The sequence below is a fragment of the Streptomyces sp. CB01881 genome (assembly GCF_002953255.1).
In the GTDB taxonomy this organism is placed as follows: domain Bacteria; phylum Actinomycetota; class Actinomycetes; order Streptomycetales; family Streptomycetaceae; genus Kitasatospora.
This window is the reverse complement of the sequence record NZ_CP026498.1, coordinates 9,850,307-9,872,494: the sequence shown is the minus strand read 5'-3', so window position 1 is coordinate 9,872,494 and position 22,188 is coordinate 9,850,307. Positions and strand designations below refer to the sequence as shown.

21 protein-coding genes are annotated in these 22,188 nt (G+C 73.4%); 14 read left to right on the top strand and 7 right to left on the bottom strand.

Annotated elements, in window-relative coordinates:
• Positions 1 to 6 precede the first annotated feature (6 nt).
• On the top strand, positions 7 to 876 hold the full coding sequence (locus C2142_RS32505; protein ID WP_148646390.1) for a DNA-formamidopyrimidine glycosylase family protein: 870 nt from the start codon (positions 7 to 9) through the stop codon (positions 874 to 876).
• 95 nt (positions 877 to 971) lie between these two features.
• On the opposite strand, the gene C2142_RS32500 is transcribed toward C2142_RS32505, so the two are convergent.
• Entirely contained in the window at positions 972 to 1,826 is an 855-nt protein-coding gene (locus C2142_RS32500; protein WP_148646389.1) for an SAM-dependent methyltransferase, read from the bottom strand.
• A 227-nt stretch (positions 1,827 to 2,053) separates the two neighbouring features.
• On the opposite strand from C2142_RS32500, the gene C2142_RS32495 reads away from it, so the two are divergent.
• The 7 genes from C2142_RS32495 to C2142_RS32465 all read left to right on the top strand — a co-directional run bounded on the left by C2142_RS32495 (position 2,054) and on the right by C2142_RS32465 (position 8,172).
• Positions 2,054 to 2,923, top strand: coding sequence for a polysaccharide deacetylase family protein (locus C2142_RS32495; RefSeq protein ID WP_148646388.1), 870 nt, complete (start codon positions 2,054 to 2,056; stop codon positions 2,921 to 2,923).
• A 159-nt stretch (positions 2,924 to 3,082) separates the two neighbouring features.
• Positions 3,083 to 3,409, top strand: coding sequence for a hypothetical protein (locus tag C2142_RS32490; protein ID WP_148646387.1), 327 nt, complete (start codon positions 3,083 to 3,085; stop codon positions 3,407 to 3,409).
• A gap of 80 nt (positions 3,410 to 3,489) precedes the next feature.
• Positions 3,490 to 3,813 carry a hypothetical protein gene (locus C2142_RS32485; protein ID WP_148646386.1) on the top strand — a complete coding sequence of 108 codons (324 nt, stop codon included), beginning with the start codon at positions 3,490 to 3,492 and terminating at the stop codon, positions 3,811 to 3,813.
• A gap of 2 nt (positions 3,814 to 3,815) precedes the next feature.
• Positions 3,816 to 4,187: a family 20 glycosylhydrolase gene (locus C2142_RS32480; protein ID WP_148646683.1), complete on the top strand. Its 372-nt coding sequence runs from the start codon at positions 3,816 to 3,818 to the stop codon at positions 4,185 to 4,187.
• A 94-nt stretch (positions 4,188 to 4,281) separates the two neighbouring features.
• The gene (locus C2142_RS32475) at positions 4,282 to 5,361 is read left to right on the top strand and encodes a methyltransferase domain-containing protein (protein ID WP_148646385.1); all 1,080 of its coding nucleotides are present in this window, start codon (positions 4,282 to 4,284) and stop codon (positions 5,359 to 5,361) included.
• 185 nt (positions 5,362 to 5,546) lie between these two features.
• Positions 5,547 to 6,419: a sulfurtransferase gene (locus C2142_RS32470; protein ID WP_148646384.1), complete on the top strand. Its 873-nt coding sequence runs from the start codon at positions 5,547 to 5,549 to the stop codon at positions 6,417 to 6,419.
• Between the two features lie 226 nt (positions 6,420 to 6,645).
• Positions 6,646 to 8,172: a M1 family metallopeptidase gene (locus C2142_RS32465; RefSeq protein WP_148646383.1), complete on the top strand. Its 1,527-nt coding sequence runs from the start codon at positions 6,646 to 6,648 to the stop codon at positions 8,170 to 8,172.
• Between the two features lie 56 nt (positions 8,173 to 8,228).
• Here C2142_RS32465 and C2142_RS32460 read toward each other — a convergent pair whose 3' ends face one another.
• From C2142_RS32460 to C2142_RS32440, 5 genes are all read right to left on the bottom strand, one after another.
• Entirely contained in the window at positions 8,229 to 9,062 is an 834-nt protein-coding gene (locus tag C2142_RS32460; protein ID WP_174315801.1) for an AAC(3) family N-acetyltransferase, read from the bottom strand.
• Between the two features lie 456 nt (positions 9,063 to 9,518).
• A complete protein-coding gene (locus C2142_RS32455; protein WP_148646381.1) occupies positions 9,519 to 10,928 on the bottom strand; it encodes a condensation domain-containing protein in 1,410 nt (469 codons plus the stop codon).
• A gap of 221 nt (positions 10,929 to 11,149) precedes the next feature.
• Positions 11,150 to 12,061: an NUDIX hydrolase gene (locus C2142_RS32450; RefSeq protein WP_148646380.1), complete on the bottom strand. Its 912-nt coding sequence runs from the start codon at positions 12,059 to 12,061 to the stop codon at positions 11,150 to 11,152.
• Between the two features lie 310 nt (positions 12,062 to 12,371).
• Positions 12,372 to 12,818, bottom strand: a complete 447-nt coding sequence (locus C2142_RS32445) for an NUDIX domain-containing protein (protein ID WP_148646379.1) — start codon at positions 12,816 to 12,818, stop codon at positions 12,372 to 12,374.
• A 413-nt stretch (positions 12,819 to 13,231) separates the two neighbouring features.
• Positions 13,232 to 16,099: a helix-turn-helix domain-containing protein gene (locus C2142_RS32440; protein WP_148646378.1), complete on the bottom strand. Its 2,868-nt coding sequence runs from the start codon at positions 16,097 to 16,099 to the stop codon at positions 13,232 to 13,234.
• A 154-nt stretch (positions 16,100 to 16,253) separates the two neighbouring features.
• On the opposite strand from C2142_RS32440, the gene C2142_RS32435 reads away from it, so the two are divergent.
• The 5 genes from C2142_RS32435 to C2142_RS32415 all read left to right on the top strand — a co-directional run bounded on the left by C2142_RS32435 (position 16,254) and on the right by C2142_RS32415 (position 19,951).
• Positions 16,254 to 16,481, top strand: coding sequence for a hypothetical protein (locus tag C2142_RS32435; protein WP_148646377.1), 228 nt, complete (start codon positions 16,254 to 16,256; stop codon positions 16,479 to 16,481).
• A gap of 103 nt (positions 16,482 to 16,584) precedes the next feature.
• Positions 16,585 to 17,406 (top strand): trypsin-like peptidase domain-containing protein, encoded by an 822-nt coding sequence (locus tag C2142_RS32430; protein WP_194235826.1) that lies wholly within the window; start codon positions 16,585 to 16,587, stop codon positions 17,404 to 17,406.
• A 142-nt stretch (positions 17,407 to 17,548) separates the two neighbouring features.
• On the top strand, positions 17,549 to 18,667 hold the full coding sequence (locus C2142_RS32425; protein ID WP_148646376.1) for an alpha/beta hydrolase-fold protein: 1,119 nt from the start codon (positions 17,549 to 17,551) through the stop codon (positions 18,665 to 18,667).
• Between the two features lie 212 nt (positions 18,668 to 18,879).
• Positions 18,880 to 19,275 carry a hypothetical protein gene (locus C2142_RS32420; RefSeq protein ID WP_148646375.1) on the top strand — a complete coding sequence of 132 codons (396 nt, stop codon included), beginning with the start codon at positions 18,880 to 18,882 and terminating at the stop codon, positions 19,273 to 19,275.
• A 28-nt stretch (positions 19,276 to 19,303) separates the two neighbouring features.
• Positions 19,304 to 19,951, top strand: coding sequence for a hypothetical protein (locus C2142_RS32415; protein ID WP_148646374.1), 648 nt, complete (start codon positions 19,304 to 19,306; stop codon positions 19,949 to 19,951).
• Between the two features lie 189 nt (positions 19,952 to 20,140).
• On the opposite strand, the gene C2142_RS32410 is transcribed toward C2142_RS32415, so the two are convergent.
• A complete protein-coding gene (locus tag C2142_RS32410; protein ID WP_148646373.1) occupies positions 20,141 to 20,950 on the bottom strand; it encodes a class I SAM-dependent methyltransferase in 810 nt (269 codons plus the stop codon).
• A gap of 289 nt (positions 20,951 to 21,239) precedes the next feature.
• Here C2142_RS32410 and C2142_RS32405 point away from each other — a divergent pair, with 289 nt between their 5' ends.
• Entirely contained in the window at positions 21,240 to 21,923 is a 684-nt protein-coding gene (locus C2142_RS32405; protein WP_148646372.1) for a Tat pathway signal sequence domain protein, read from the top strand.
• Positions 21,924 to 22,188 lie beyond the last annotated feature (265 nt).

Below are 22,188 nucleotides of genomic sequence, written 5' to 3'. Positions count from 1 at the left end.
GGGCGCATGCCGGAGCTGCCCGAGGTCGAGGCCCTCAGCGCCTTCCTGTCCGAGCGGCTGACCGGGCGGGTGATCGCCCGGGTGCAGCCGGTGGCGATCAGCGCGCTGAAGACCTACGACCCGCCGGTGACGGCGCTGGAGGGCCGGACGGTCGGCCCGGTCACCCGGCACGGCAAGTTCCTCGACATCGAGGCCGGCGGCCTCCACCTCGTCGTCCACCTGGCCCGGGCCGGCTGGCTGCGCTGGAAGGAGAGCCTGCCCGCCGAGCCCCCGCGCCCGGGCGGCCGGAACCCCCTCGCCCTGCGGGTGCGCCTGGAGGGCGAGGCCGGGGACGGCTTCGACCTGACGGAGGCGGGCACGAAGAAGGGCCTGGCGGTGTACGTGGTGCAGGACGCGGCCGAGGTCCCCGGCGTCGCCCGGCTCGGCCCGGACCCGCTGGACCCGTCGTTCACCCTGGACGCGTTCGCCGCCCTGCTGCACGGGGAGCGGCGCCGGCTGAAGGGCGTGCTGCGGGACCAGGCCGTGCTGGCCGGCGTCGGCAACGCCTACTCGGACGAGGTGCTGCACGCCGCCCGGATGTCGCCCTACAAGCCGGCGTCGAGCCTGACCGAGGACGAGACGGCCCGGCTCCACGAAGCACTCGGCGCCACCCTGCGGGACGCGGTGGAGCGCTCGCGCGGGCTGGCGGCGGGGGAGCTGAAGGCGGAGAAGAAGCTCGGCCTGCGGGTCCACGGCCGCGCCGGGCTGCCGTGCCCGGTCTGCGGGGACACCGTGCGCGAGGTGTCGTTCGCCGACTCCTCGCTCCAGTACTGCCCCACCTGCCAGACCGGCGGCAAGCCGCTCGCGGACCGCCGGATGTCGCGGCTGCTGAAGTAGCCGCGGGGCGCGTGCCGCCCGGGGGAGACGCGCCGGGGCGGGGGCTGGGGATTCCCCGGCCCCCGGCGGTGCCCGTCACCGCTTGATGGCGACGCCTACCGCTTGATGGCGACACCGCCCCAGTAGTACGCGGCGTGCGGGTCGGCCGGCGGCTCGCCGTCGGGGCGCCAGGCCATGACGGGGGCGACACCGGGCTCGATCAGCTCCCAGCCGTCGAAGAACCGGGCCACCTCGTCGTGGGTGCGCGGGACCAGCGTCATCCCGCCGGCCCGGGCGGCCTCGGCGACCTTGGCGACGCTCTCCGGGTCGAAGTCCTGGGTCGGGTGGGTGAGGGCGAGGCAGCTGCCGGAGGGCAGCGCGTCGCGCAGCGCGGCGACCTTGGCCCACGGGTCGTCCTCGTCGGCGACCAGCATCAGCACGGCGATCATCAGCAGGCCGACCGGCTGGTCGAGGTCCAGCGTGGAGGTGAGTGACGGGTCGCTCAGCAGCTCGGCGGGCTTGCCCAGGTCGGCGTGGATGTAGGTGGTGCGGCTGGCCGGGGTGGAGACCATCAGCGCCCGCGCGTGGGCCAGCACGATCGGGTCGTTGTCGACGTAGACCACGCGGGTGCCCGGGCTGACCGCCTCGGCGATCTCGTGGGTGTTGGGCGACGTGGGGATGCCGGTGCCGAGGTCGAGGAACTGGCGGATGCCCTGCTGCTCGGCCAGGAAGCGGACGGCGCGGCCCTGGAACGCCCGGTTCTCCTTGGCCATCGCCTTGACGCTCGGCACCGCCTCCTCGATGGCCTGGCCCATGGCGCGGTCCGGCGGGAAGTTGGTCTTCCCGCCCAGCCAGTAGTCGTACACGCGGGCGGAGTGCGGGGCGCTGGTGTCGACGCCGAAGCGCTCCCACTGGCTCGGCTCGACCTCGTCGCTCTCGGGCTGGTCGGAGAAGTCCTGACTTGTCGTCATGGCCACGTCCTCTGAAGACAGATCATCACACTGGAGAGGTCAGCGTAGCGGTCCGCATGGGGCCATGGGTGTGCCGTCCGGGGTGAACGGTCCGCTTGGGCCGTCGGGGTGGTGCTGGGGGCCGTCGGGGTTGCTGGTGGGAGGCGCGCGGGCCCGCGGGGGATGCATCGATCATGCTGTCTGATCGTCAGATTACTTCGCGTAGATTGCTGCTGGTTGCAGCCGGAATGTCACTGCTCGGGGTCGCCGGTTGCCGGGGCTCCCAGGGAGCCGACGAGGGCGGTGGCGGATCGGGTGCCGAGGCGGCCGGCGGGGCGTCCGGGACGCCGGGCGCCGTGGCGCCGTCCGCCTCCGCGTCGGGCTCCGCGCCGCCGTCGCCCTCCGGCGTTCCTTCCGCCACCCCTTCGTCCGGGCCTTCCTCGACGCCCCCGGCGGCGCCCGGCGCGGCCGCGGGCGTCGCCTCCGGCTCGCCGGTGGCCGCGCCGCGGAAGCTCACGGCGGCCGAGAGCAGGCCGGTGTACGAACTGGACGCCGCGCGGCGCGTGGTGGCGCTCACCATCGACGACGGTCCGGACCCGCGGTACACCCCGACCGTACTGGCCCTGCTGGAGCAGTACGGCATCCGCGCCACCTTCTTCCTGATCGGCGAGAACGCCGTCGACCACGCCGGCCTGGTCAAGGAGATCGCCGCCCGGGGGCACCACATCGCCAACCACACCTGGACCCACCCCGACCTGCGACGGCTCTCGGAGACCCAGGTGCGCGACGAGCTGACGCGGACCTCGGACCTGCTCAACCGGACCACCGGGAAGTTGCCGACCTGGTTCCGCGCACCCGGCGGGGACTGGTCCACGGCGTCGCTCACGGTGGCCGCGGACCTCGGGATGCGGAACATGGCCTGGTCGGTGGACCCCCGGGACTGGGCCCGGCCCGGCACGTCGGTGATCACCGACCGCATCCTCAAGGACGTGCGGCCGGGGGCGATCGTGCTCAACCACGACGGCGGCGGCGACCGTTCGCAGACGGTCGCCGCGTTGAAGGCGTACCTGCCGGTGCTGATCGACGCGGGCTACTACTTCACCGCGCCGCCGGGGTGACGGCGGGCGGTGCGCACGCTCGGCAGGTAGCGGTTGTGGGGCTAAACCACTCGAAAGGGTGGATTGGCAGAACCGTTTCTGCGATTTTGGGGCCTCTAGGGTGATAGCGCATCAATTTCCCCGGTACCCGCGCGTACCGCCCTGAAAGGCCCCGTCCCCATGCGTCTCCGCAACGCCGCGATCGCCGCCACCAGCGCTCTCGCCCTCGTCTTCGCCGTTCCCACCTCCGCGAACGCGGCAACCGGTGACTTCCTCTACAAGGTCGGCCCCGGCGTCCCGGCCGGCATCGCCGACCCGCAGAGCCGCGAGTGCATCAACCTGTTCGGGGCGACCGAGGAGCATCCGGCGTTCGCGCCCGAGAACTTCACCACGTCGACCGCCACCGTCTTCCTCGACTTCGACTGCGACGGCGACGTCTTCTACGTGATGAACCCGGGCAGGAAGCTCGGGGACCGGCTGAAGCTGCGGTCCGTCGTCTTCTCCTGAGACGGACGAATTCCTGCGAAGCGCGGGACAGCCCGGCGATTGGTTGAGACCATTCCGGAACATCGACACCGGGAGCGGCCTTGCCGAGACGAATCGCCGGGCTGTCCGCCCGGACCCGTGGACTGCTGATCCTTCTCTCCGTGCCGGTGCTCGCCGCGGCCGGCTTCGGCGTCCACCGTGCGCTCGGGACCGGCGGCGCCACCGCTGCCGTACCCGATCCCGCCGTAGCCGTTCCCGTGGTACCCGTTCCCGCCGGGCCGCGCACCGGCGACCGGATCGTCCCGGCGCCGTACTCCGCCACCACCGGGTCCGGCCCCGCCTACCGGCTCACCGGACGGACCGTCGTCCGGGCGGCGGGCGCGACGCGGAGCTGCGGGAGGCCGCCGGGCGCGGAGCGAAGGTGATCATGTCCCCGGCGGGCCGGAGTTACCTCGACATGAAGTACGACTCCTCCTACCCGCTCGGGCTGGCCTGGGCCGGGACGGTCGACGTCCGGTCCGCCTACTCCTGGGACCCGGACACCCTGGTCAGGCTGCCGGCCGGCGCCGTGCCCGGAGTCGAGGCGCCGCTGTGGACGGAGACCCTGGACACCCCGGCCCAGCTGGACGTGATGCTGCTGCCCCGGCTGCCGGCCCTGGCGGAACTCGGCTGGTCGCCGGGGTCGAGCCATGACTGGGGGCGGTTCCGGCAGCGGCTCGCCGAGGAGGGGCCGCGCTGGGAGGCGGCCGGCTACGCGTACGAGAGGCGGCCGGAGGTGCCCTGGCCGGTCGGGCGGTAACAGCGCGGCCACCGGTCGGCTGGGGCGGCGGGGAACAGCGGCGTAGCGTGACGAGGGGAGGGCTCGCGTTGGTCCCGGAGGCGGAGGAGGAACGATGTCCGTACGGGAACCGGACCCGGTGAAGCAGGAGGAGTTCGCGGGCCGGATCGTGCAGGTGCTGAACGACTCCTGTCTGGGATTCATGGCCAGCATCGGCCACCAGACCGGGCTGTTCGACACCATGGCCGGCCTCGCCCCGTCGAGCAGCGAGGAGATCGCGCGGGCCGCCGGTCTGGAGGAACGCTACGTCCGCGAGTGGCTCGGCGCGATGGTCGTCGGCGGGATCGTCGAGTACGACCCCGGGCGCGGCACCTATCGGCTGCCGCCGGAGCACGCGGCCTCGCTCACCAGGGCGGCCGGGCCCGAGAACCTGGCCGGGATGATGCAGTACCTCGCGCTGATGGGCGACGTCGAGCAGCAGCTCATCGGCTGCTTCCGCAACGGCGGCGGGATGCCGTACTCGGCGTACCCGCGGTTCCAGGAGCTCCAGGCCGAGGAGTCCGGCCGGGTCTACGACCTGGCGCTGGTCGAGGGGATCGTGCCGCTCGTCCCCGGGCTGCCGGAGCGGCTGGGCGCCGGGATCGACGCGCTCGACATCGGCACCGGGCAGGGCCACGCCGTCAACGTGCTGGCGGGGGCCTACCCGGCGAGCCGGTTCACCGGTGTCGACATCGCGGAGAACGGCGTCGCGGCCGCCCGGGCCGAGGCCGTCGCGCTCGGCCTGTCCAACGCGGACTTCGAGGTCGCCGACTCGGCCGGGCTGACCGGCTCCTACGACCTGGTCACCGCCTTCGACGTCGTCCACGACCTGGCCCGCCCGGCCGAGACGCTGGCCGCCGTCGCCCGCGTGCTGCGGCCCGACGGCGTTTTCCTGATGGGCGACATCGCGGCCAGCAGCAGGCTGGAGGAGAACGTCGGGCACCCGCTCGCGCCGGCGCTCTACACCTTCTCGACCTTCTACTGCATGACGGTCTCGCTCGGCGAGGGCGGCGCCGGGCTGGGGACGGTCTGGGGCGAGCAGACGGCCCGGCGGATGCTGGCCGAGGCCGGGTTCGGATCGGTGGAGACCGCGCAGGTGGAGGGGGACATCCTGAACGTCTACTACATCGCGCGGCCGGACGGCGCCGCGGCGTAGCCGGGCGGTGCGGGCCCCGGCGGCGCGGGCCTCGGTGGCGCGCTGCCGGGGGTGCGCCGGTGGGGTGCCGGTGGGGTGCCGGTGGGGTGGCGGCCCGGGGCGGGGGTCCCGGGTTGGGCCGTGCGGGTGGCCGGAGCGGGCGGTCGGACGTAGGTTCGAAGAGGTCCGAGTGAAGGAGGGCTGCGATGACCGGCAACGGCTACGCACACCCCGAGGCGCTGGTCCCCACCGACTGGCTGGCCCAGCACCTGGACGACGGCACGATCCGCGTCGTCGAGGTGGACGAGGACACCACCGCGTACGAGGAGGGCCACATTCCCGGCGCGGTCGGCTGGAACTGGACCACCGACCTGCACAGCCGGGTGGGCCGTGACTACACCGACCGCGACGGCGTGGAGCACCTGCTGCGCGCGGCCGGGGTGGAGGAGGACACCACCGTGGTGCTGTACGGCGGCAACAACAACTGGTTCGCCGCCTACGCCTACTGGCTGCTGCGCCTGCGTGGCTACGGGCCGGTGAAGCTGCTCGACGGCGGGCGGAAGAAGTGGGAGCTGGAGGAGCGCGAGCTCACCCAGGAGGTGATGGACTACCAGCACAGCGGCTACCGGCTGGCCGGACCCGAGCACCCCGAGGTACGGGCGCTGCGCGACGAGGTGCTGGCCAAGGCGGAGGTCTTCGCCAAACCCGGGTCCGACGCCGTGCTGGTCGACGTGCGCTCGCCGGCCGAGTACCGGGGCGAGGCGCTGGCGCCGGCACACCTGCCGCAGGAGCAGGCGCAGGTGCCCGGCCACATCCCCGGCGCGGTGAACATCCCCTGGTCCCAGGCGGCCAACGACGACGGCACCTTCCGCTCGGCGGAGGAGCTGCGGGCGCTCTACGGCGGGCAGGGTGTGGAGGCCGAGCGCGAGGTGATCGCGTACTGCCGGATCGGCGAGCGCTCGGCGCACACCTGGTTCGCGCTGACCGAGCTGCTCGGGTACCCGCACGTGAAGAACTACGACGGGTCGTGGACGGAGTACGGCTCACTGGTGCGGGCGCCGGTGGCACTGGGCGCATGACGTGCCGGACCGCGTGAGGCCCGCCGTCGGGACCGGGTGAGGCCCGCGGTCGGGACCGGGTGAGGCCCGCCGTCGGGGCGGAGTGAGGACCGCCGTGACGGGAGCGCGGCGGGCCCATTTCGGCCTGTTTCTTCTCATGAACATTTCATCCGATAGGAGTGGGCCACGGCTCACCGGGACAAGGATCGATGCGACCCATCCGTCCCAGTGATCCTGGAGGACCACCGTGCGCAAGAGGCTGATCGTCTCTGCCGCCGCAGGCGCGCTCGCCCTGCTCCTGACCGTCCCCGCCTCGGCGGCCCAGATCGGCCCCGGCGCGGCCGGCATCGGAGACCCGTACTACCCCAACGCCGGCAACGGCGGATACGACGTCTCGCACTACGACATCCGGCTCAAGTACCAGCCCGCCACCGATGAACTGGAAGGCACCGCCACCATCCTGGCCACTGCCACCCAGGACCTCTCGCGGTTCAACCTGGACTTCGTGCTCGGCGTCAAGGAGGTGCTGGTCAACGGCCGGACCGCGAAGTTCGCGAGCACCGGCGAGTCGGAGCTGGAAATCACCCCGGCGCGGCCGCTCACCAAGGGCAGCCCCGTGACCGTCGTCGTCCGCTACGCCGACAAGCCCGGCGAGGTGGAACGAGGCGGCTACTCCGCCTGGCTGCGCACCCCCGACGGCGGCGTCGCGGCCAACGAGCCCGAGGGCTCCGCCTGGTGGTTCCCCAGCAACGACCACCCCACCGACAAGGCCACCTACGACGTCTCCGTCCTCGTGCCCGACGGCACCCAGGCGATCAGCAACGGCCTCCTCACCGGCCAGAGCTCCCGGGCCGGCTGGACCCGCTACAACTGGCGCCAGACCAAGCCTCAGGCGACCTATCTGGCCACCCTCGCGATCGGCAGGTTCGACATCCGGACCGACACCACCCCGGGTGGGCTGCCGGTCGTCACCGCCTACAGCAAGGACCTCGGGGACAACGACGGTGCGGCGCGCGCCAGCGTCGAGCGCACCGGCGAACTGGTCGACTGGCTGAGCGGCTACTTCGGCGAGTACCCGTTCGGCTCGATCGGCGGCTACGTGCCCAACGTGCCCACCGGGTACGCCCTGGAGACCCAGACCCAGATCTTCTACAGCCCCGCCCAGTTCTCCCGCGGCTCCAACACGTCCGTCGTCGTCCACGAGCTCGCCCACCAGTGGTACGGCGACAGCGTCTCCGTCCAGCGGTGGAGCGACATCTGGCTCAACGAGGGCTTCGCCCGCTACTCGCAGTGGCTCTGGTCCGAGCACGAGAACGAGGGCACGGCACAGGAGCTCGCCGACTACGTCTACTCCTCCTACCCGGCCGACAACGCCTTCTGGTCCGTCAAGCCCGGCGACCCGGGGGCGGACCACCAGTTCGCCAGCGCCGTCTACGACCGCGGGGCGGTGGCCATCCAGGCGCTGCGCAACACCGTCGGGGACGAGAAGTTCTTCCAGATCCTGAAGGGGTGGCCGGCCGAGCGCAAGTACGGCAACGCGACCATCCAGCAGTTCCAGGCGTACGCCGAGCGGATCTCCGGGAAGCCGCTCGCGGACCTCTTCAACACCTGGCTGTTCACGGCCTCGAAGCCGGCGCTGTCGTCGGCGGGCGTCCCGGCGGCGGCCCCTGCGGGCGTGGCGGCCCTGGCGCCTGGCGGCAAGGGCGCGCCGCAGGAGCCGAAGTCCTGGAAGAAGATCCAGGAGACCAACTCGCTCCACGAGCACGCGCACTGAGGACCGCCCCCGGCCGCCCGTCGCGCCCCGGCCGCCCGCGTGTGCGGGCGGCCGGGTCAGGCCGTGAGCCCGTCCGCGGTGAGGAGCTCGGTGAGGCGGCGGGTGGCGAAGGGTATGAGCAGGCGGACCGGGAGCAGGCGGCAGGGGGCGTTGCCGACCACGACCTCCCGGATGCCCGCGTGCTCCTCGAACTCGCGCCCCACGGTGGGGAAGTGGGTGTCGTTGTCGTTGCCGACGTCCGGCGTCTCGATCCAGACGCGCTCGCCGTCCACCGCCATCGGGAAGCGCCGGGTCTTCAGCCGGCGGACCGGGGCGAGCGTCTCGGCGTAGTGCAGGAAGGTGTTGCGGTTGTGCCCGACGCCGACCAGCAGGACGTACCCGTCGAGGTCGTGCAGCGCGCCGAAGGGCGAGGTGCGGCCGACGGCGAAGCCGAGCGTCTGCCGTGCGGTGACCTCCTCTGCCTGCGCGCCGACGGCGGCCACCGAGGCCTGCGGATGCCGGCTGCGCACGCTGCCGGGCAGAGCGCGCAGGGCCTCCGGCACGGCGCCCACGGTGGACGGCAGGCCGGGGTGGAACAGAGGCACGGCGGCCCGCCGCCGGGCGACTCCGGGAGTCGGGGCACCGGTGTGGTCCGGGGCCGGGTCGGCGACCTGGCCGGTGAAGGCCGGCACCGCGAGCGTCCCCGCCCGGCCGACGGCCGCCCGCAGGCTCTCCACCACGGTGGCCGCACCGCCGGCGACCGGGCCGAGGGAGGAGAGCGAGGAGTGCACGATGACGGCCATGCCCTCCTCCACCCCGGCTGCGCGCCAGCCCTCGGCGAGCCGGGCGGCGGTGAGAGGTGCGGGGCGGCGGGTGCTCCGACCGGTGTCGGGGCCGTCGCTGCGGGGCATGGGCGGGGTTCCCGTCGTCAGGGTTCGGCGTGTCGGATCGAACCTAGCCGCAGCCACTGACAACCGGTCAGGTTGCGGTTGCGGCGGCGGGCACCGGGGCCGGGGAAGGGGAAGGGGTTGCGGTGAGCGGCGGGTAGTCGGTGTAGCCGCAGGCCCAGCCGGCCGGCCCCGACGGCTGGGCCAGACGCCCTCGGTGATGATCAGTCCGGTGCAGGCGCGCTGGGCGTAGTGCTCGGCGACGACCGGCAGCGGGGTGCCGTCCTCGGCCGCCCGGAACCGCGTCATCGGGGCCACGACGACGCGGTTCGGCAGGTCGAGTGGGCCGAGGCGGTAGGGCGTGAGGAGCTGGGTCGTGGTCATGCCGGAACGGTGGAACCTGACACTGATGTCAAGTTCAATGGCCCGGTGGGGTCCCTCCTGGGCGGGGGTGGGCGGTACGCAGGGGCGGTGCGGGGTCTACGGGGTGGCGGCCAGGGCCAGGGCCAGGGCCTGGGCCTCGGTGACGACCAGCTCCTCGATGCCGTAGAGGAAACGTTCCATCCGGGGGCGGGGGAGCACCGAGCCGTCGGCGGTCATCGCGAGCTGGAGCGCGTCCGGGGTCCGGAGGGCGTCCAGGGCGTAGGTGAGGCCGGGGCGCGGCTCGAACTCCTTGGGCCAGCCGAGGGTGGTGCGGGCCGGGTCCAGGGGCTCCCCGGAGGCGGTGCCTGCGGCATCACCAGGGGACGGGGTGGCGGGCTCGCCGAGTGACGGCGGGACCAGGTCGCGGGTGTCGTTGAAGATGCACGAGCGGTCGGCCAGCGGGCCGTGCTCGGCGGTCAGCCGGGCGATCTCCTCGTCCAGCAGGCGCTTGTCGTAGTACGCGTGCCGGTAGGTGGCGATCGACGCGGCATGGGTTCGGCGGACGACGGCGGCGAACTCGCCGTCCGCATCCGGCAGATGGAGCAGGCCGTCGCCCGCCACCACGCTCACCGCAGCCGTCAGCCCGGGCAGGAAGCGGTTGTTGACGACGACCTGGAGCACCGCATCGGACGAGCCGGCGAGTCGCGCCGTCATCACCGCCGTTGCCGCGAGCAGCACCGAGGACGTGCTCGCCCGGTGTCCGGCCGCGACCAGCTCGACCGCCCGCAGCAGCGCCGGGGAGCTGAGGACGGCGTTCGGGAACGGCTGCGGCTCGTCGTGCCGGGCGGCGGGGAAGAGCCGCGGCGGCCCCGAGCGGAGCTTGCGCAGGACGTGCGCTCGGGCGTTGGCGTCACGTCGCCGGCCGCGCTCGGACTGCTGGAACGCGGCTTCCTCCAGGGGCTGTTGGGCCGGCCGACGGGCGCGGATCGCCTCGGCGGAGGAGCCCAGGGAGAGCTCGGTGAGGTCCATCGCCAGCCGGCCCATCCCCGCGCCGTCCAGTGCGGTGTGCGACAGGACGAGGGAGATGTGCCGGACCAGGCCGCCCGCCACGACCAGACCCACCCGGACCGGCCACTCCGTGGCGCAGTCGAACGGTAGCGCGGCCAGCTCGTCGTGGAACGCCGCGCCGGTACGCGCGAGTTCGGCGGAGTCACCGTCGCCGTGGCGGGTGTGGACGGGCAGCCGTCCTTCCGGGTCGACGGTTTGCCGCAGCCGGCCCTCGCCGTCGGGGTGGAGCCTGGTGTGGAGGGAATCGTGCAGGTGGAGCAGGTCGGTGAGCGCGTCGAGGACGACGGGCACCGGCAGGCCCGGTTCCAGTGGAGCCGCCGTCGTGATGTTGTACCGAGGCGCGTCGGCGGGTGACAGCCGGCCGACGGCGTCCCAGATGGCCTGCTGGCCCCAGGTGGCCGGACCGGTCCCGGACCGGCCGGACGAGAAGGTGATCTCCAGCTGCTGACTCGTGGTCACCGTGTGGCTCTCCGATGTGTGGCTCTGGGCCCGGTGCGTGCCGCGTGATGCGTCGCGCTTCCGGGCGGGGCGGGAGGTGCGGTGGGAACGCGTGTGCTGCCAGGGCAAGAGTGTGGCGCACTGCCCAGGCCCCGTCGAGCCTCGGAACGCGGCTGCCAGCCACCGTCGTCGGGCCGCCGCCGGGTGACCGGTGGCGGGTGGACCGGCCCGCTGCGCGGGCCCTAGCCGAGCCCCCTTCCGGCCCTGGCGGCGGTGTCGGGTGTGAGGGCGGCGCCGCCGAAGGCGCCCGGGTACGTTTCGGTGACGGTGTGGCCGGTGTCGCGGGCCCGCAGGGCCAGCCGGGCCCGCTCACTGCGGGAGGGGCCGGCGGCCGCGTCCAGCTCGTCCGGCCGGAACCAGGCCCACCGGGTGATCTCGCCGTCCGTGCAGGACAGTTGGACGGCGTCGGGGTCGACGGTGCCGAAGTCGTGGACGAACTGGACGATCGGGTGGTCCAGCCCGGGAGCCGGATGCTGCCAGAACACGGCCAGCAGCGGCCCGGCCGGCAGGTCGAGGCCGGTCTCCTCGCGCAGCTCTCGTGACGCGCCCGTGCGGGAGTGCTCGTGGTTGTCCAGGACCCCGCCGGGGAAGCCCCACCTGTCGACGTCGTCCCCCTTGACCATCAGCAGGCGCCCGTCCGGCGTGGTGACGATGGCGGCGGTGCACGTCCACGACCGCGAGACGGTGGCGAGCCAGTGCTCGCGCGGCAGGTGCGGGCGGGCCGGGGCGTGGGTGCGGAGGAAGGCGACGGCGGCCGGGTTGACACCGGGCAGGCTGTCGGCGAAGAACCAGCCGTGGGTGGCGTGGCGGGTCAGGACGAGCCGGTCGAGGTCGCCCGGGTCGTCCGGTGTCACCCGGACCACGAGCTGCCGCGCGTGGCCGTTGCCGCCGTCGAGCCCGCCCACGGTCTCGCCGGCGGTGCCGGGCCGCCCGCAGGTCTCATACAGCGCGCGGGCCGCGGCGTCCGCCGGCTCCTCACCGGGCAGCGGGGCGACGGCGGGCAGTTCCCAGCAGCCGTCGGAGCGGCGCAGGAGCAGGATCCGGCCGATGCGGTCGGCGACGAGGGCGCCGGTGGTGGGTTCGGTGGTGTCCAAGCTGTCTTCCTCCGGCGGTGTTGGGGGTGGCGGACCGGTGGACCCGGCCACCCCTCGGTCAGGGAGCGGGGGTTGGCGTCGGTGCGCCACCCGTGGGTCGGGCGGCCGCGCCCGCCGGACGGGTGGTCCGCAGGGCGGGTGGCCCGTTGGACAGGTAGGAGGGCAGGGCGGCGTGGGAGGCCAGGGAGGTGTGGGACGTGTGGGCGGCGTGGGCGGGGGACGAGGTGGGGGAGGCGGGGGAGCGTCGGCAGGGGTGGCGACTCCACGGCAGCACCTCCAGGAGCTCTCGGCGGGCGGGGACTTCGGGGGGTCAGGCGGCCCAACCGAGGACGGACAGGGTGTTGCCCCGGCCGATCTCGGCGAGCGTGTGGGCGGTGTAGGGGACAGTGTCCTCCGGCAGGCGGTCCAGGGGCCACCAGAAGAGCTGCTCGCACTTGTCCGGCTCCCTGTTGACGACGTGGCCGTCGAAGCGGGCCGGGCGGAAGAAGAGCTGGAGACGGTCCCGGCCGTCCTCGGCGTCGAAGTGGTGCAGCGTGTGGACGAGGCCGAGGTGGTCCTCGGCAACGGTGATGTCGAGCTCCTCGGCGGCCTCGCGTGCCATGGCGGCGGTGACGCTCTCGCCGGGCTCCATGTGGCCCGCGGGGAGGTGCCAGAGGCCGTCGGCGAACGAGGTGTTCCTGCGGCGGCCGAGCAGCACCCGGCCTGCGTCCAGGAGGACGAGGTGGACGCCGACGACGAGAGTGGTCGGGTGTGCCATGGATGGGCCTCCGGGCGGGTGGTGGCGGGCGTTCGAACGGCGGGCGGGCGGCCTGGTGCGGGCGGCCTGGGGCGGGTGGGCGGCCCGGTGCGAGCGGCGGGATTAAGTGGGCGTGGCGGAGGTGCAGTTGGCGGGGGCTCGCGGACCGGGAGGAGGCTGATGATGGTGCTGTTCGATTGTGGTGTTCAAGTGTTTTCGGTCCGGGCGCGCCCGGGTCGAACGGGGTGTTTTCGAGCACTCCGAAACCGGGGTGCGGCGCCCTCCGGCCGGCCGTGGACAGCACCGGCGAGGAGCCCGGAGGCCAGCGGGCAGGCGGCGAGCGCCCGTTCGAGGCAGGCCGTTCGGCCGGGGCGGCCCGTCCACCGGTGGCGGGCCGGGCGTGGCGGGTGCGTCGCGCGGATTCGCCGCCGGAATCACTCGTCCGGTTGATCAGGGGGCTCAGCGGGTTTCGGCCGGTCCGCCGTTCGGGCCGGTGGCCGGGGCGTCTCCGCCCGGGGCGGAACGGCTGTGGCAGTGGCTGCGCTTGCGGTTGGGGCAGTGGGTGCGGATGAGGGTGCGATCGCAGGCGCAGGCGCAGGCGCAGGCGCGGGCGCAGCTGCAGTTGTGGATGCGGCGAAGGTGGCGGCCGCGTAGCCGGCGTGCCGCAGGCGGTAGGAGTCGCCGAGGTGGTGCTGGAGCCGGCTGTGGCGGAACTGGTAGACCGCACCGGTCTGGCGCAGCACTCCCCGCCGGTAGGCGTCGTCGAGGAAGGCGACCGTGTCCCAGGGGAGGTTGCCGGTCATCGGCAGCCAGATGCGGGAGAAGATCACCCACTGCCCCCAGGCGGTGAACCCGAGGGCGTAGGAGAACGTGCCGCCGAGCCCGCCCACCACTCCGATGAAGAGGGCGTCCGGCAGCTGCCACTTCATCGGTCCGAGGAAGACCTGGAGCAGGTCGACGACCAGGCGGCCGCCGAGCGCGATCGCCAGGGTGAGCGCCGGCACGAGCACGAGGACCTGCCGGCCCACCGTCGTGCGGTTGGCGGACAGCAGGCCGACGGGGGTGGCGGCGGAGGCGATGTCCAGGGGTGCTTCGAGCGCGGCCATCAACCCGAAGACCAGACCGGCGGCCGAGCCGAAGATCAGACCGAAGGCCAGCATGTTGATCAGTGTGCCCTGGATCACCGCGCTGTCGGCGAGCGGGACCCTGTCGTACAGGACGCGCTCCAGCGTGACGGCGCACGCGCAGCCGACGCCCATCACGAAGCCGCCCAGCAGGACCGTCCCGAACCGGGAGGCGAAGGTGTGCACCGGCCCGCGGCCGATGCGGGTGCGGTTGCCGGGCAGCCGCAGCCGGACCTGGGTCGGCGCGAAGGCCGTGGTGCCGAACCTCGCGATGAGCCAGTAGACCGATCCGAAGGCCAGGCCCGCGATCGGCCCCATCAGGGCGCCCTCCAGGAGGATCTCGTCGAGGTCCGCCGCGGGGCCGCCGGCGCCGAGTTGGTGGACGATCAGGCCGACCGACCACTCGGACAGGGTGATGGACAGCGCACAGACCAGCATGACGGTGAGGAGACGGGTCGACGCCCGCAGGGAGTCGCCGATCTTCCACCAGGCGAGGTCCTGCTGGTCGAGGTCGTCGAACCGGGCCAGGTGGTGTGCGAGGTAGCCCAGCCAGTGCCGGACCCGTTCGGAGCCGGGGTCGGAGCCGTGGCCGCCGCGGCGGCGCGGGGGACCGCTGACGGCCCGCGCGGGGGCGAGGCGGCGGTAGACCGTGGGCACGAAGCCCGCCAGCAGATGCTCTTCGAGGGCGTGTCCGGTGGGGAAGCGGGTGGTGTCCAGGAGTTCCGCCGGATCGGCGGCGGGGTTCTCGCTGTAGATCGTCCGCGCCAGGATGACCATCAGCGGGGTGCTCAGGACCTCGGCGAGGTTCCGGCCGGCCGGGGTGTCCTGGGTGTGCAGCGCCTCCAGGACGGCGTCCCAGGTGTTCCGGTCCCCGGTTCGGCCGGTCTCGGCGCCGTGCCCCCCGGCGTGCCCCCCGGCGGTTCCGCGGGTGGCCTCCCGGGTGCCTTCCCGGGCGACTCGGTGGGCGTCTCCAGGGCTGTCTCCCCGGGCGTTGACGGGGCGGGAGGTGCGGGGCAGGTAGTCGGCGAGGTCGCCGGGAGTGAGGTCGGCGAGTTCGACGCCGGCGGCCCAGACGAGCGGGGTCCCCGCCGTGTGGACCGCCTCGGCGAACTCCTCACGGCGGCTGGTCAGCACGAGCGGCATCGAGGTGGCGTTGAGCGCCTCCAGCGCGTCGGGCCGCAGGCCTTCCGCGATCTCGTCGAAGCCGTCGAGGACCGGCAGCACCAGGTCCGCGTCGACCAGCGCGGCGGCCAGCGTCGACCCGCTGGACACCCGCTGGACCAGGTGGGGGTGGTCGCGCAACAGCAGGTCGATCAGCCAGTCGCGCAACGCGGTGGCCGTCGGATCCCACGATCCGAGGCTGAAGATCACCGGTACCCGGTCGTCAGCGGCCGGGGCGGCCAGGAGGTCCAGGAGGAACCTGATCGTCAGGACGGACTTCCCGGACCCGCCCCGGCCGAGGATCACGAGCCGGCCGGACGGGATCCGCCGGTAGACCTCGGCCACGTCGCGGAGGTCGCCGCTCATGTCCACCCGGTCCGCCGCGGAGCCGGGCGGGAGGCGCTGGATGTTCTCCCAGTGGTCCGTCAGGCCCGAGGGCGCCTGCCGCCATCGCACCGGCAGCGGAAAGGGATCGTGGACCCGGCGCTGCTCCTCCTCGATCTGCCAGCGACGCCTGACCTCCTGCGCGAGTTCCGCGGTCGCCCCGGCCAGTGCGTCCGGAATCCGAGGCGCCGGCGGCCGCACCGGGGCCGGCGCCGCGGCCGGTAACGCCGCCGGCACGGCGAACGGTGCCGCAGCCGGACCAGCGACCGGTGCCGCAGGCGGAGTCACCGACGGTGTCGCCGACGGTGTGGGGAGGGAATCGGAACCTGCGGGTGGGAGGGAATCGGGAACAGCAGTAGGTGCGGAATCGGAAAGGAATTCAGAGGCCTTTCCGGGAGCCTCCTCCGGTGGTGCCTTCGCAAGGGTGGCGGCCAGGCGCAGGCGGTCCTCCGGCCCGGCTCCCAGCGCGTCCGCGAGGAGATTGACCGTTCCCACACGGTGATCGGTGGACTTCCCGGTCTCCAGCCTGCGGATCGTGCGGACACTCACCCCCGACCGCTCCGCCACCTGTTCCTGGGTCAGCCCCGACTGTTTGCGCAGCCGGCGCAACAGTGTGCCGAGTCGATCCGCCATGCCGGCTCCCTCTTTCCCCCACGAGTACGGCCTGCGGCGAGCCTACCGTGACCACCGGCCACGGATGGCCGGTGCCATGGCCTGTTCGCCGGCCGGCGCGAACGCCAGCATCAGTGGTGTCCGGTCGCCCCCGAACCCGGAGAGAGGAGCCGATATGGCGTACCGCCACTGGTGCGGAGAGTGCGGTTACAAGACCGCCTGGCTCCCCCAGCCGGAGAGCGAGGAACAGCAGATCCAGCACTACGCCAAACATCACCCGGGAATTCCCCCGGGCGGCAGCGTGGAGGTCAATCGAAGTGACCCGAACCGCGGACCGGGATGTCTGCCGGCGCTGGGATTCGTGGTCCTGCTGCTGATTCTCGCGGCGTCGTGCCGCCGTTAGTTCCGGATCTCCCCGAGTGAATTCGTCCTGCCGGACCAGGTGTTCGGGTGGCTCCGCGACCGGTGTTCCGCCCGCTTTCGGCCTCGTAAAGGAAAGTGACCGCATGCTTCGCAAAATACGTGCTCTCGGTGTCGCCGCCGTCCTGGCGGGCCTGACGCTCGCCGCCGCGCCGTCCGCCGGTGCGACGGCGCCCGCCTCCACCGCCCCCGCGGGTACCACCGCGTCCGCGGGAACCGCCGGTGTCACGGACACGCGCACGCCCATCGGCGGCGGCACCGGCATCATCTTCCGCATGGCTCCGAGCCCGGAGAACCCCCAGAGCTACTACGTCTGCACCCTCACCGCCGTCGGCCGCGACGCCGCGGGCAACCTGGTGGCCCTGACCAACGCCCACTGTTTCATCGACGACCAGGGCAACAAGCTCGTCGGCTCGCAGGTGTACCGGGACACCTCGCCCGCCGGCAGCGCGTTCTCCCCGGCGCCGCTCACCGCCAGCCGGCCCGACCTGGCGACGGGGGCGATCGGTGAGGTGACGTACGTCAGCACGCCCAACAACCTGCTCAACAGCGGGCCCAAGGGGCTCGACTACGCGGTGATCAAGCTGGACGAGAGCCGGGTGGTACCGACCGACACCGTCGGCGGCGTGACGATCAGGTCTATCGGCGCCCCGCCCGCGGTGGGGACCCGCATGTGCAAGCAGGGCCACCGGACCGGGCTGACCTGCGGGATGAGGATCGGTACCGACGGCATGTGGTTCACCCACCTGATCTGGACCGACGGCGGCGACTCCGGCTCCCCGGTCGTGTCGGGGACGGCACTGGTCGGCAACGCCTGGGGCGCCCAGCACAGTTCGTCGATCCTGAGCATCATCGACGAGCTGACCGCCAACGGCGGCGTCGGGGCCGGCTTCCACCTGGCCACCTGAGCTACTGGCCACCTGAGTACCTGGCCGCTGGAGTATCCGGCCACCTGAGCACCCGGCCGGGTGGTGACCCGGGCACGCGGGCACGTGCCCGGGTCACCACCCGGCCGACACGCCCGACCCACCCTCGACGGAGAGACCCCTCATGACATCCATACTGTCCGGTGCGCGCGTGCGCGCCGCGATGCGCGCCACTGCGACCGCCGCCGCGACGGCGCTGGCGGCGACGGTGGTCGCCCTCGGCGGGCCGGTCGCACACGCCGACGCACACGCCGACGCGCCTGCCGTCCCGGCCTTCACCGACGGCTACGGCCTGACCCAGGTCGTCGGCGCCACCGAGGTCCACTCCGGCACCGACTTCACGATCACCGTGACGACCCCGCAGCTGCCCGGCCGGCACAGGATCCGCATCCTGCTGCCCAACGGCTACGCCGCGGAGCCCGGGAAGCGGTGGCCGGTGGCGTACTTCCTGCACGGCGGTGGCGGCAACGTGGACGACGCGGCGGCGGCGCCGGCCCTGCACTCGGACTCGATGATCACCGTCGTGCCGGACGGCGGCCTCAAGGGCTGGTACGCGAACTGGCTCATGCAGAACACCGCCCTGGGCACGGCGAACTGGGAGGCGTTCCACCTCACCCAGGTCGTCCCCTTCATCGACGCCAACCTGCGTACCGTCGCCGACCGGGGCCACCGGGCCGTCGTCGGCCTGTCGATGGGCGGCTACGGCGCCCTGCACTACGCCGAGGCCCGCCCGGACCTGTTCGGCCACACCGCCTCGTTGTCCGGCGGCATCGACTTCGGGATGGCCGAGATCCGCGCGGCCGTCCTGGCCACCGAACTCAACGTCACGGGTGCCTGGTGCGCGGTGAGCACCTCCAGCCCGGCCGGCACCGGTCGGTGCACCGGCTACGGCCCCTACACCGACAGTGACGCGATCTTCGGCTCCCCGTACCCCGTCTTCAACGCGGACCACGTCTGGAACGAGGTCAACCCCGCCGCCAAGGCCAACCTGGCGAAGCTCGCCGGCACGGAGGTCACGCTCTACACCGGCAACCAGGGGCCGATCGACCACTTCACCGAGATGGCCGCCAACAACGTCAAGGCGCGCCTCGACCAGCTCGGGCTGCCGAGCCGGTTCGTCGACTACGGCAACGGGACGTCGCTGGCCCCCGGGTGCGACGGCGGCCACAACTACGGCTGCTGGGCGCCCGTCCTGGCGGACTACATCCCGCGGCTCCAGGCCTCGTTCGCCGCGGCGGGCTGACCGCGGCAGCGGATCCGGCCAGGGCCCCGGCCTGACCGACTGCCGGGGCCCGGCCGGAGCGGCTCCCACTCCCTCTCGAACCGCACTTCCTTCCGCCCTTCCTTCCTGAACTGCGCTTCCCTCCTGAACCGCCCTTCGCTCCCGAACCGCCCATCCCTCCCGAACTGCACTTCCTTCCAGGGCTCCGGCCCGCACGAGCAAGCGAGGACTCCATGGACGATCTGATGCACAAGCTGGTTTCGGCTGCCCTCAGCGGTGGGCTGATCGCACTGGTCGGGGGGCTCAGCGTCCTGGTCCGCCGCAGGCGGGTCGCCAGGGCCGAGGCCGCCGCGCCGGCGCCGGTCGAGGACCTTTCGCAGACCCTGCTGCGACAGGCCCGGGAGGCCGACCGCAGCCGTGACGAGCTCGCCGGCCAGGGCAGGCCGGCCGAGGCCCTCGACCCGGCCAGGGCGGCCGCCGAGCTCTGGCGCCGGCTCACCGAGGTGCGGCAGGGCCGGTTCCTGGCCGAGCGGCAGGCCGCCCTGGCCCGTCTCGGCGAACTGCTCGCCGCCGCGGGCCGGCCGGACGAAGCGGCGCGCGTCCGTCAGGAGATCGTCGGGCTCGGCTGACGAGTCCGACCGGAGCGAGGAGACCACCATGCCCGCCGCCCTCTGGACCGGCCGAGAGGCACACCCGGACCGCGTGACCGCCGACCTCACCGGGGTGCTCGGCCGCGAACTCGGCCTCGCCCGGCCGCCCGTGGCCGTCACACTCCCGCCCGACAGCACCGGCGTCCCGGCCGGCAGCCTGCTGCCGCCGCGCGAGCGGTTCAGCGGGATGCCCGCGCCGACGCTCTGCTACGTCTACGTGGACGCCCGGGCGCCGAGACCGTTCGAACTGCGCGCCTCGCTCATGGCCGGGCGGGCGTTGGTCCGCCGCAGCCTGGGGCTGGGACAGCTCTTCTACGCCGTGCCGCTGACCCGCTCGGTGCCCGCCCGTACCGCCCTGAGTGCGCCCCGGCGTTTCGGTCCGTCGTCCTTCGAAGGCGACGCCGGGGTCGCGGGCCGCCTGAACGCGGACCGCGAACTGGTCGCCGACGCGAACGCGCTCACCCCGCTGGAGGCCGGGCCGGACGCCTCGCACACCTGGTCGGTCGAGCGGTTGCTGGCGGTCGAGCCGCTGCCTGGGGAGCAGGGGTCGGTCCTCCTCCTGCGCACCCTCCACCGCGCCGCCGCTCACGGGTGGTCGCTCCGCGCCGACGCCGTGCTGAACCTGGCCGCCCGCATCGAGGCCGTCCTCGGCTGAGCCGTGCGGGGCGGCGCGGCGGCGGGGCTACGGAGCTGCGGGGGCGACGAGGGCCGCAGGGGCTGTGGGGGCGGCGGGGGCTGGGCCGACGCCCCGCAGCCGCCCCGGGCCGTCGCCGCTGCGGGCCGCCCGGCCGGTCCACGCCCGGCAGAGTGTCCACGCCGGGCAGGGTGTCCACGCCCGGCAGGCTCACGTGCGGTCGGCGGTGACGACGTGGTAGTCGAGCAGGCCGCTCTGCCAGGCGGTGAGGAAGTTGCGCGCCCAGTGGCCCGGCGGGACGGTGTCCTCCAGGTAGCGGTCCAGGCCGGGCCAGACGTGCTCGCCGATCGACTCGGCGGAGACGTTCCCGAAGCCGGCGTCCGCGAGATCGGCGGTGAAGTCCTTGAGCGGGTGCGCCACGTCCAGGCCGTCGGCGAAGCTGGCGAGCAGGATGCTCAGCCGCTCGGCGACCTCCGGTCCGGAGCTGAAGAACGTGGTCACCACCAGCCGTCCGCCGGGCCGCAGCACCCGCGCCGCCTCGCGCGCGAACCCGGTCAGCTCGCGGAAGTGCTGGGCCGCCTCGACGGAGTACACGCCGTCCAGCGAGCCGTCGGGGAAGGGTAGTTCGTCGGCCGCGCCGAGGGTGTAGGCCAGCCGGTCCGGGAACGTCGCCAGCGCCTTGGCGTTGACCGCACGGGCGCGCTCGACCTGGTCCGGATGGATGTCCACCCCGGTCACCCCGGCGAACCGGAACTCGCGCAGGGCCAGTGCCGCGCCCAGCCCGCGCCCGCAGCCCACCTCGGCCAGCCGCAGCCCCTCGGCCGGCGCCGGGAAGGCACCCAGCACCCGCCGGTACAGCTGCTCCTGGCTGCGCACCCGGTCCTCCGGGCCCGGTGACCTGGTGTCGATCCCGTGCCAGTCGCCGAAGTTGATGAAGCCGCCGGCGAAGCTGGCCGCCATGGCGAGATCGCCGGCGCCGTAGGTCTGTCGCACGGTTGCGGGAATGCGGTCGTGGTTCATGGTCGCGGTCTCCTCGCGGGTCGTTGCCCCGGCTCCGGGGGCGCCGCAGTACGTACCCAAACGGGATCGTGGCCGAACGCCACGTGCGGGTGGATTGTGCGGGTTCGGGACGGCAGTACGGGCGGGGCCGCCGGGCCTTTTTGTTGACGAATTGTCAGCAAGTGCTGCGCGATGGATTGACGGTGCATGGACACGGCTCTACAACGTAGTGGGCTGACCGATTCCCCCAACTGTTCGGACAGCCCCGGACGTTCGTCTTCTCGCCCCCCTGCCGAGAAAGAGGCTCCCCATGCAGACTCGCACCTGTCTGGCATTGGCCGCGGTCGCCGTGACGCTGGCCGTCGGCGCCGCCCCCGCATCCGCGTCCCCCGGCGGCACCGTGGCCACCGCGGCGGTGCTGACCACCGGCGGGGCCGGCGGCGCCCCGGTCGCGGTCGGCGACGTACTCGCCGCGCCGCTGGCCTCCAACACGCGCGCCACGTTCTACTCGACCGCCGCCGGATCGACCGGGGTGACGTGCGGCGTCTCGCAGCTCACCGCGCGGGTGCTCGACAACCCCGCCGCGCCCGGGACGGCGACGGAGTCACTGACCGGGCACACCTTCAGCTCGTGCACCAGCAACGTCACCGGTGTCACCTCGGTCCGGAGCCTCACCGTCGGCAACCTCCCCTACACCGTCTCCGTCGGTGACTCGGCCGGCAACCCGGTCACGCTCACCTCCGGGACGGCCGGGCCGATCCAGGCCACGGCCGTGCTGAACTCGTGGTTCGGCACCCTCACCTGCAGCTACCAGCTCAGCGGCGCCTTCACGGGGAATGCCGACAACGCCGCCCACAGCCTGGTCTTCCGCAACGAGCACTTCGTCAAGAGCGGCGGATCGGGCCTGTGCCCCGCCGACGGCTACTTCTCCGCCACCTACGGGCCCGTCGCCGACACCAGCCGGGCGGGCAGCCCCGTGGTCGACGTCAACTGACCGACCCGGCAGGCCCGGTCACGCACCGAGCGCGGCACCGAGCCCTGGTACCGAGCCCTGGTACCCGGCCCGGTCGGGCGGGCGCGCGCAGTGGCGGACGGGACCGCCCCGCGCGGCCGGGCGGGCGGCTCGTGGCGGGGGGCTGCGGAGCGGCGGGGACGGTGCCGGCCCCGGTCTAGCCAGTCCGGGTGACAGTTCGGGCGCGTACCTCCTCGGCCCGCTCGGCGGGGCGGAATGCTGTGCCCCGTCCGGGGCTCAGGACGTG

What these genes read in the sequence shown, in the direction of transcription:
- C2142_RS32410 (WP_148646373.1), bottom strand. Translation starts at nt 20,950, where the DNA reads ATGAACCACGACCGCATTCCCGCAACCGTGCGACAGACCTACGGCGCC.
- C2142_RS32505 (WP_148646390.1), top strand. Translation starts at nt 7, where the DNA reads ATGCCGGAGCTGCCCGAGGTCGAGGCCCTCAGCGCCTTCCTGTCCGAG.
- C2142_RS32460 (WP_174315801.1), bottom strand. Translation starts at nt 9,062, where the DNA reads ATGCCCCGCAGCGACGGCCCCGACACCGGTCGGAGCACCCGCCGCCCC.
- C2142_RS32405 (WP_148646372.1), top strand. Translation starts at nt 21,240, where the DNA reads ATGCAGACTCGCACCTGTCTGGCATTGGCCGCGGTCGCCGTGACGCTG.
- C2142_RS32500 (WP_148646389.1), bottom strand. Translation starts at nt 1,826, where the DNA reads ATGACGACAAGTCAGGACTTCTCCGACCAGCCCGAGAGCGACGAGGTC.
- C2142_RS32435 (WP_148646377.1), top strand. Translation starts at nt 16,254, where the DNA reads ATGGCGTACCGCCACTGGTGCGGAGAGTGCGGTTACAAGACCGCCTGG.
- C2142_RS32430 (WP_194235826.1), top strand. Translation starts at nt 16,585, where the DNA reads ATGCTTCGCAAAATACGTGCTCTCGGTGTCGCCGCCGTCCTGGCGGGC.
- C2142_RS32415 (WP_148646374.1), top strand. Translation starts at nt 19,304, where the DNA reads ATGCCCGCCGCCCTCTGGACCGGCCGAGAGGCACACCCGGACCGCGTG.
- C2142_RS32495 (WP_148646388.1), top strand. Translation starts at nt 2,054, where the DNA reads ATGTCACTGCTCGGGGTCGCCGGTTGCCGGGGCTCCCAGGGAGCCGAC.
- C2142_RS32475 (WP_148646385.1), top strand. Translation starts at nt 4,282, where the DNA reads ATGTCCGTACGGGAACCGGACCCGGTGAAGCAGGAGGAGTTCGCGGGC.
- C2142_RS32420 (WP_148646375.1), top strand. Translation starts at nt 18,880, where the DNA reads ATGGACGATCTGATGCACAAGCTGGTTTCGGCTGCCCTCAGCGGTGGG.
- C2142_RS32425 (WP_148646376.1), top strand. Translation starts at nt 17,549, where the DNA reads ATGACATCCATACTGTCCGGTGCGCGCGTGCGCGCCGCGATGCGCGCC.
- C2142_RS32445 (WP_148646379.1), bottom strand. Translation starts at nt 12,818, where the DNA reads ATGGCACACCCGACCACTCTCGTCGTCGGCGTCCACCTCGTCCTCCTG.
- C2142_RS32440 (WP_148646378.1), bottom strand. Translation starts at nt 16,099, where the DNA reads ATGGCGGATCGACTCGGCACACTGTTGCGCCGGCTGCGCAAACAGTCG.
- C2142_RS32490 (WP_148646387.1), top strand. Translation starts at nt 3,083, where the DNA reads ATGCGTCTCCGCAACGCCGCGATCGCCGCCACCAGCGCTCTCGCCCTC.
- C2142_RS32480 (WP_148646683.1), top strand. Translation starts at nt 3,816, where the DNA reads ATGTCCCCGGCGGGCCGGAGTTACCTCGACATGAAGTACGACTCCTCC.
- C2142_RS32470 (WP_148646384.1), top strand. Translation starts at nt 5,547, where the DNA reads ATGACCGGCAACGGCTACGCACACCCCGAGGCGCTGGTCCCCACCGAC.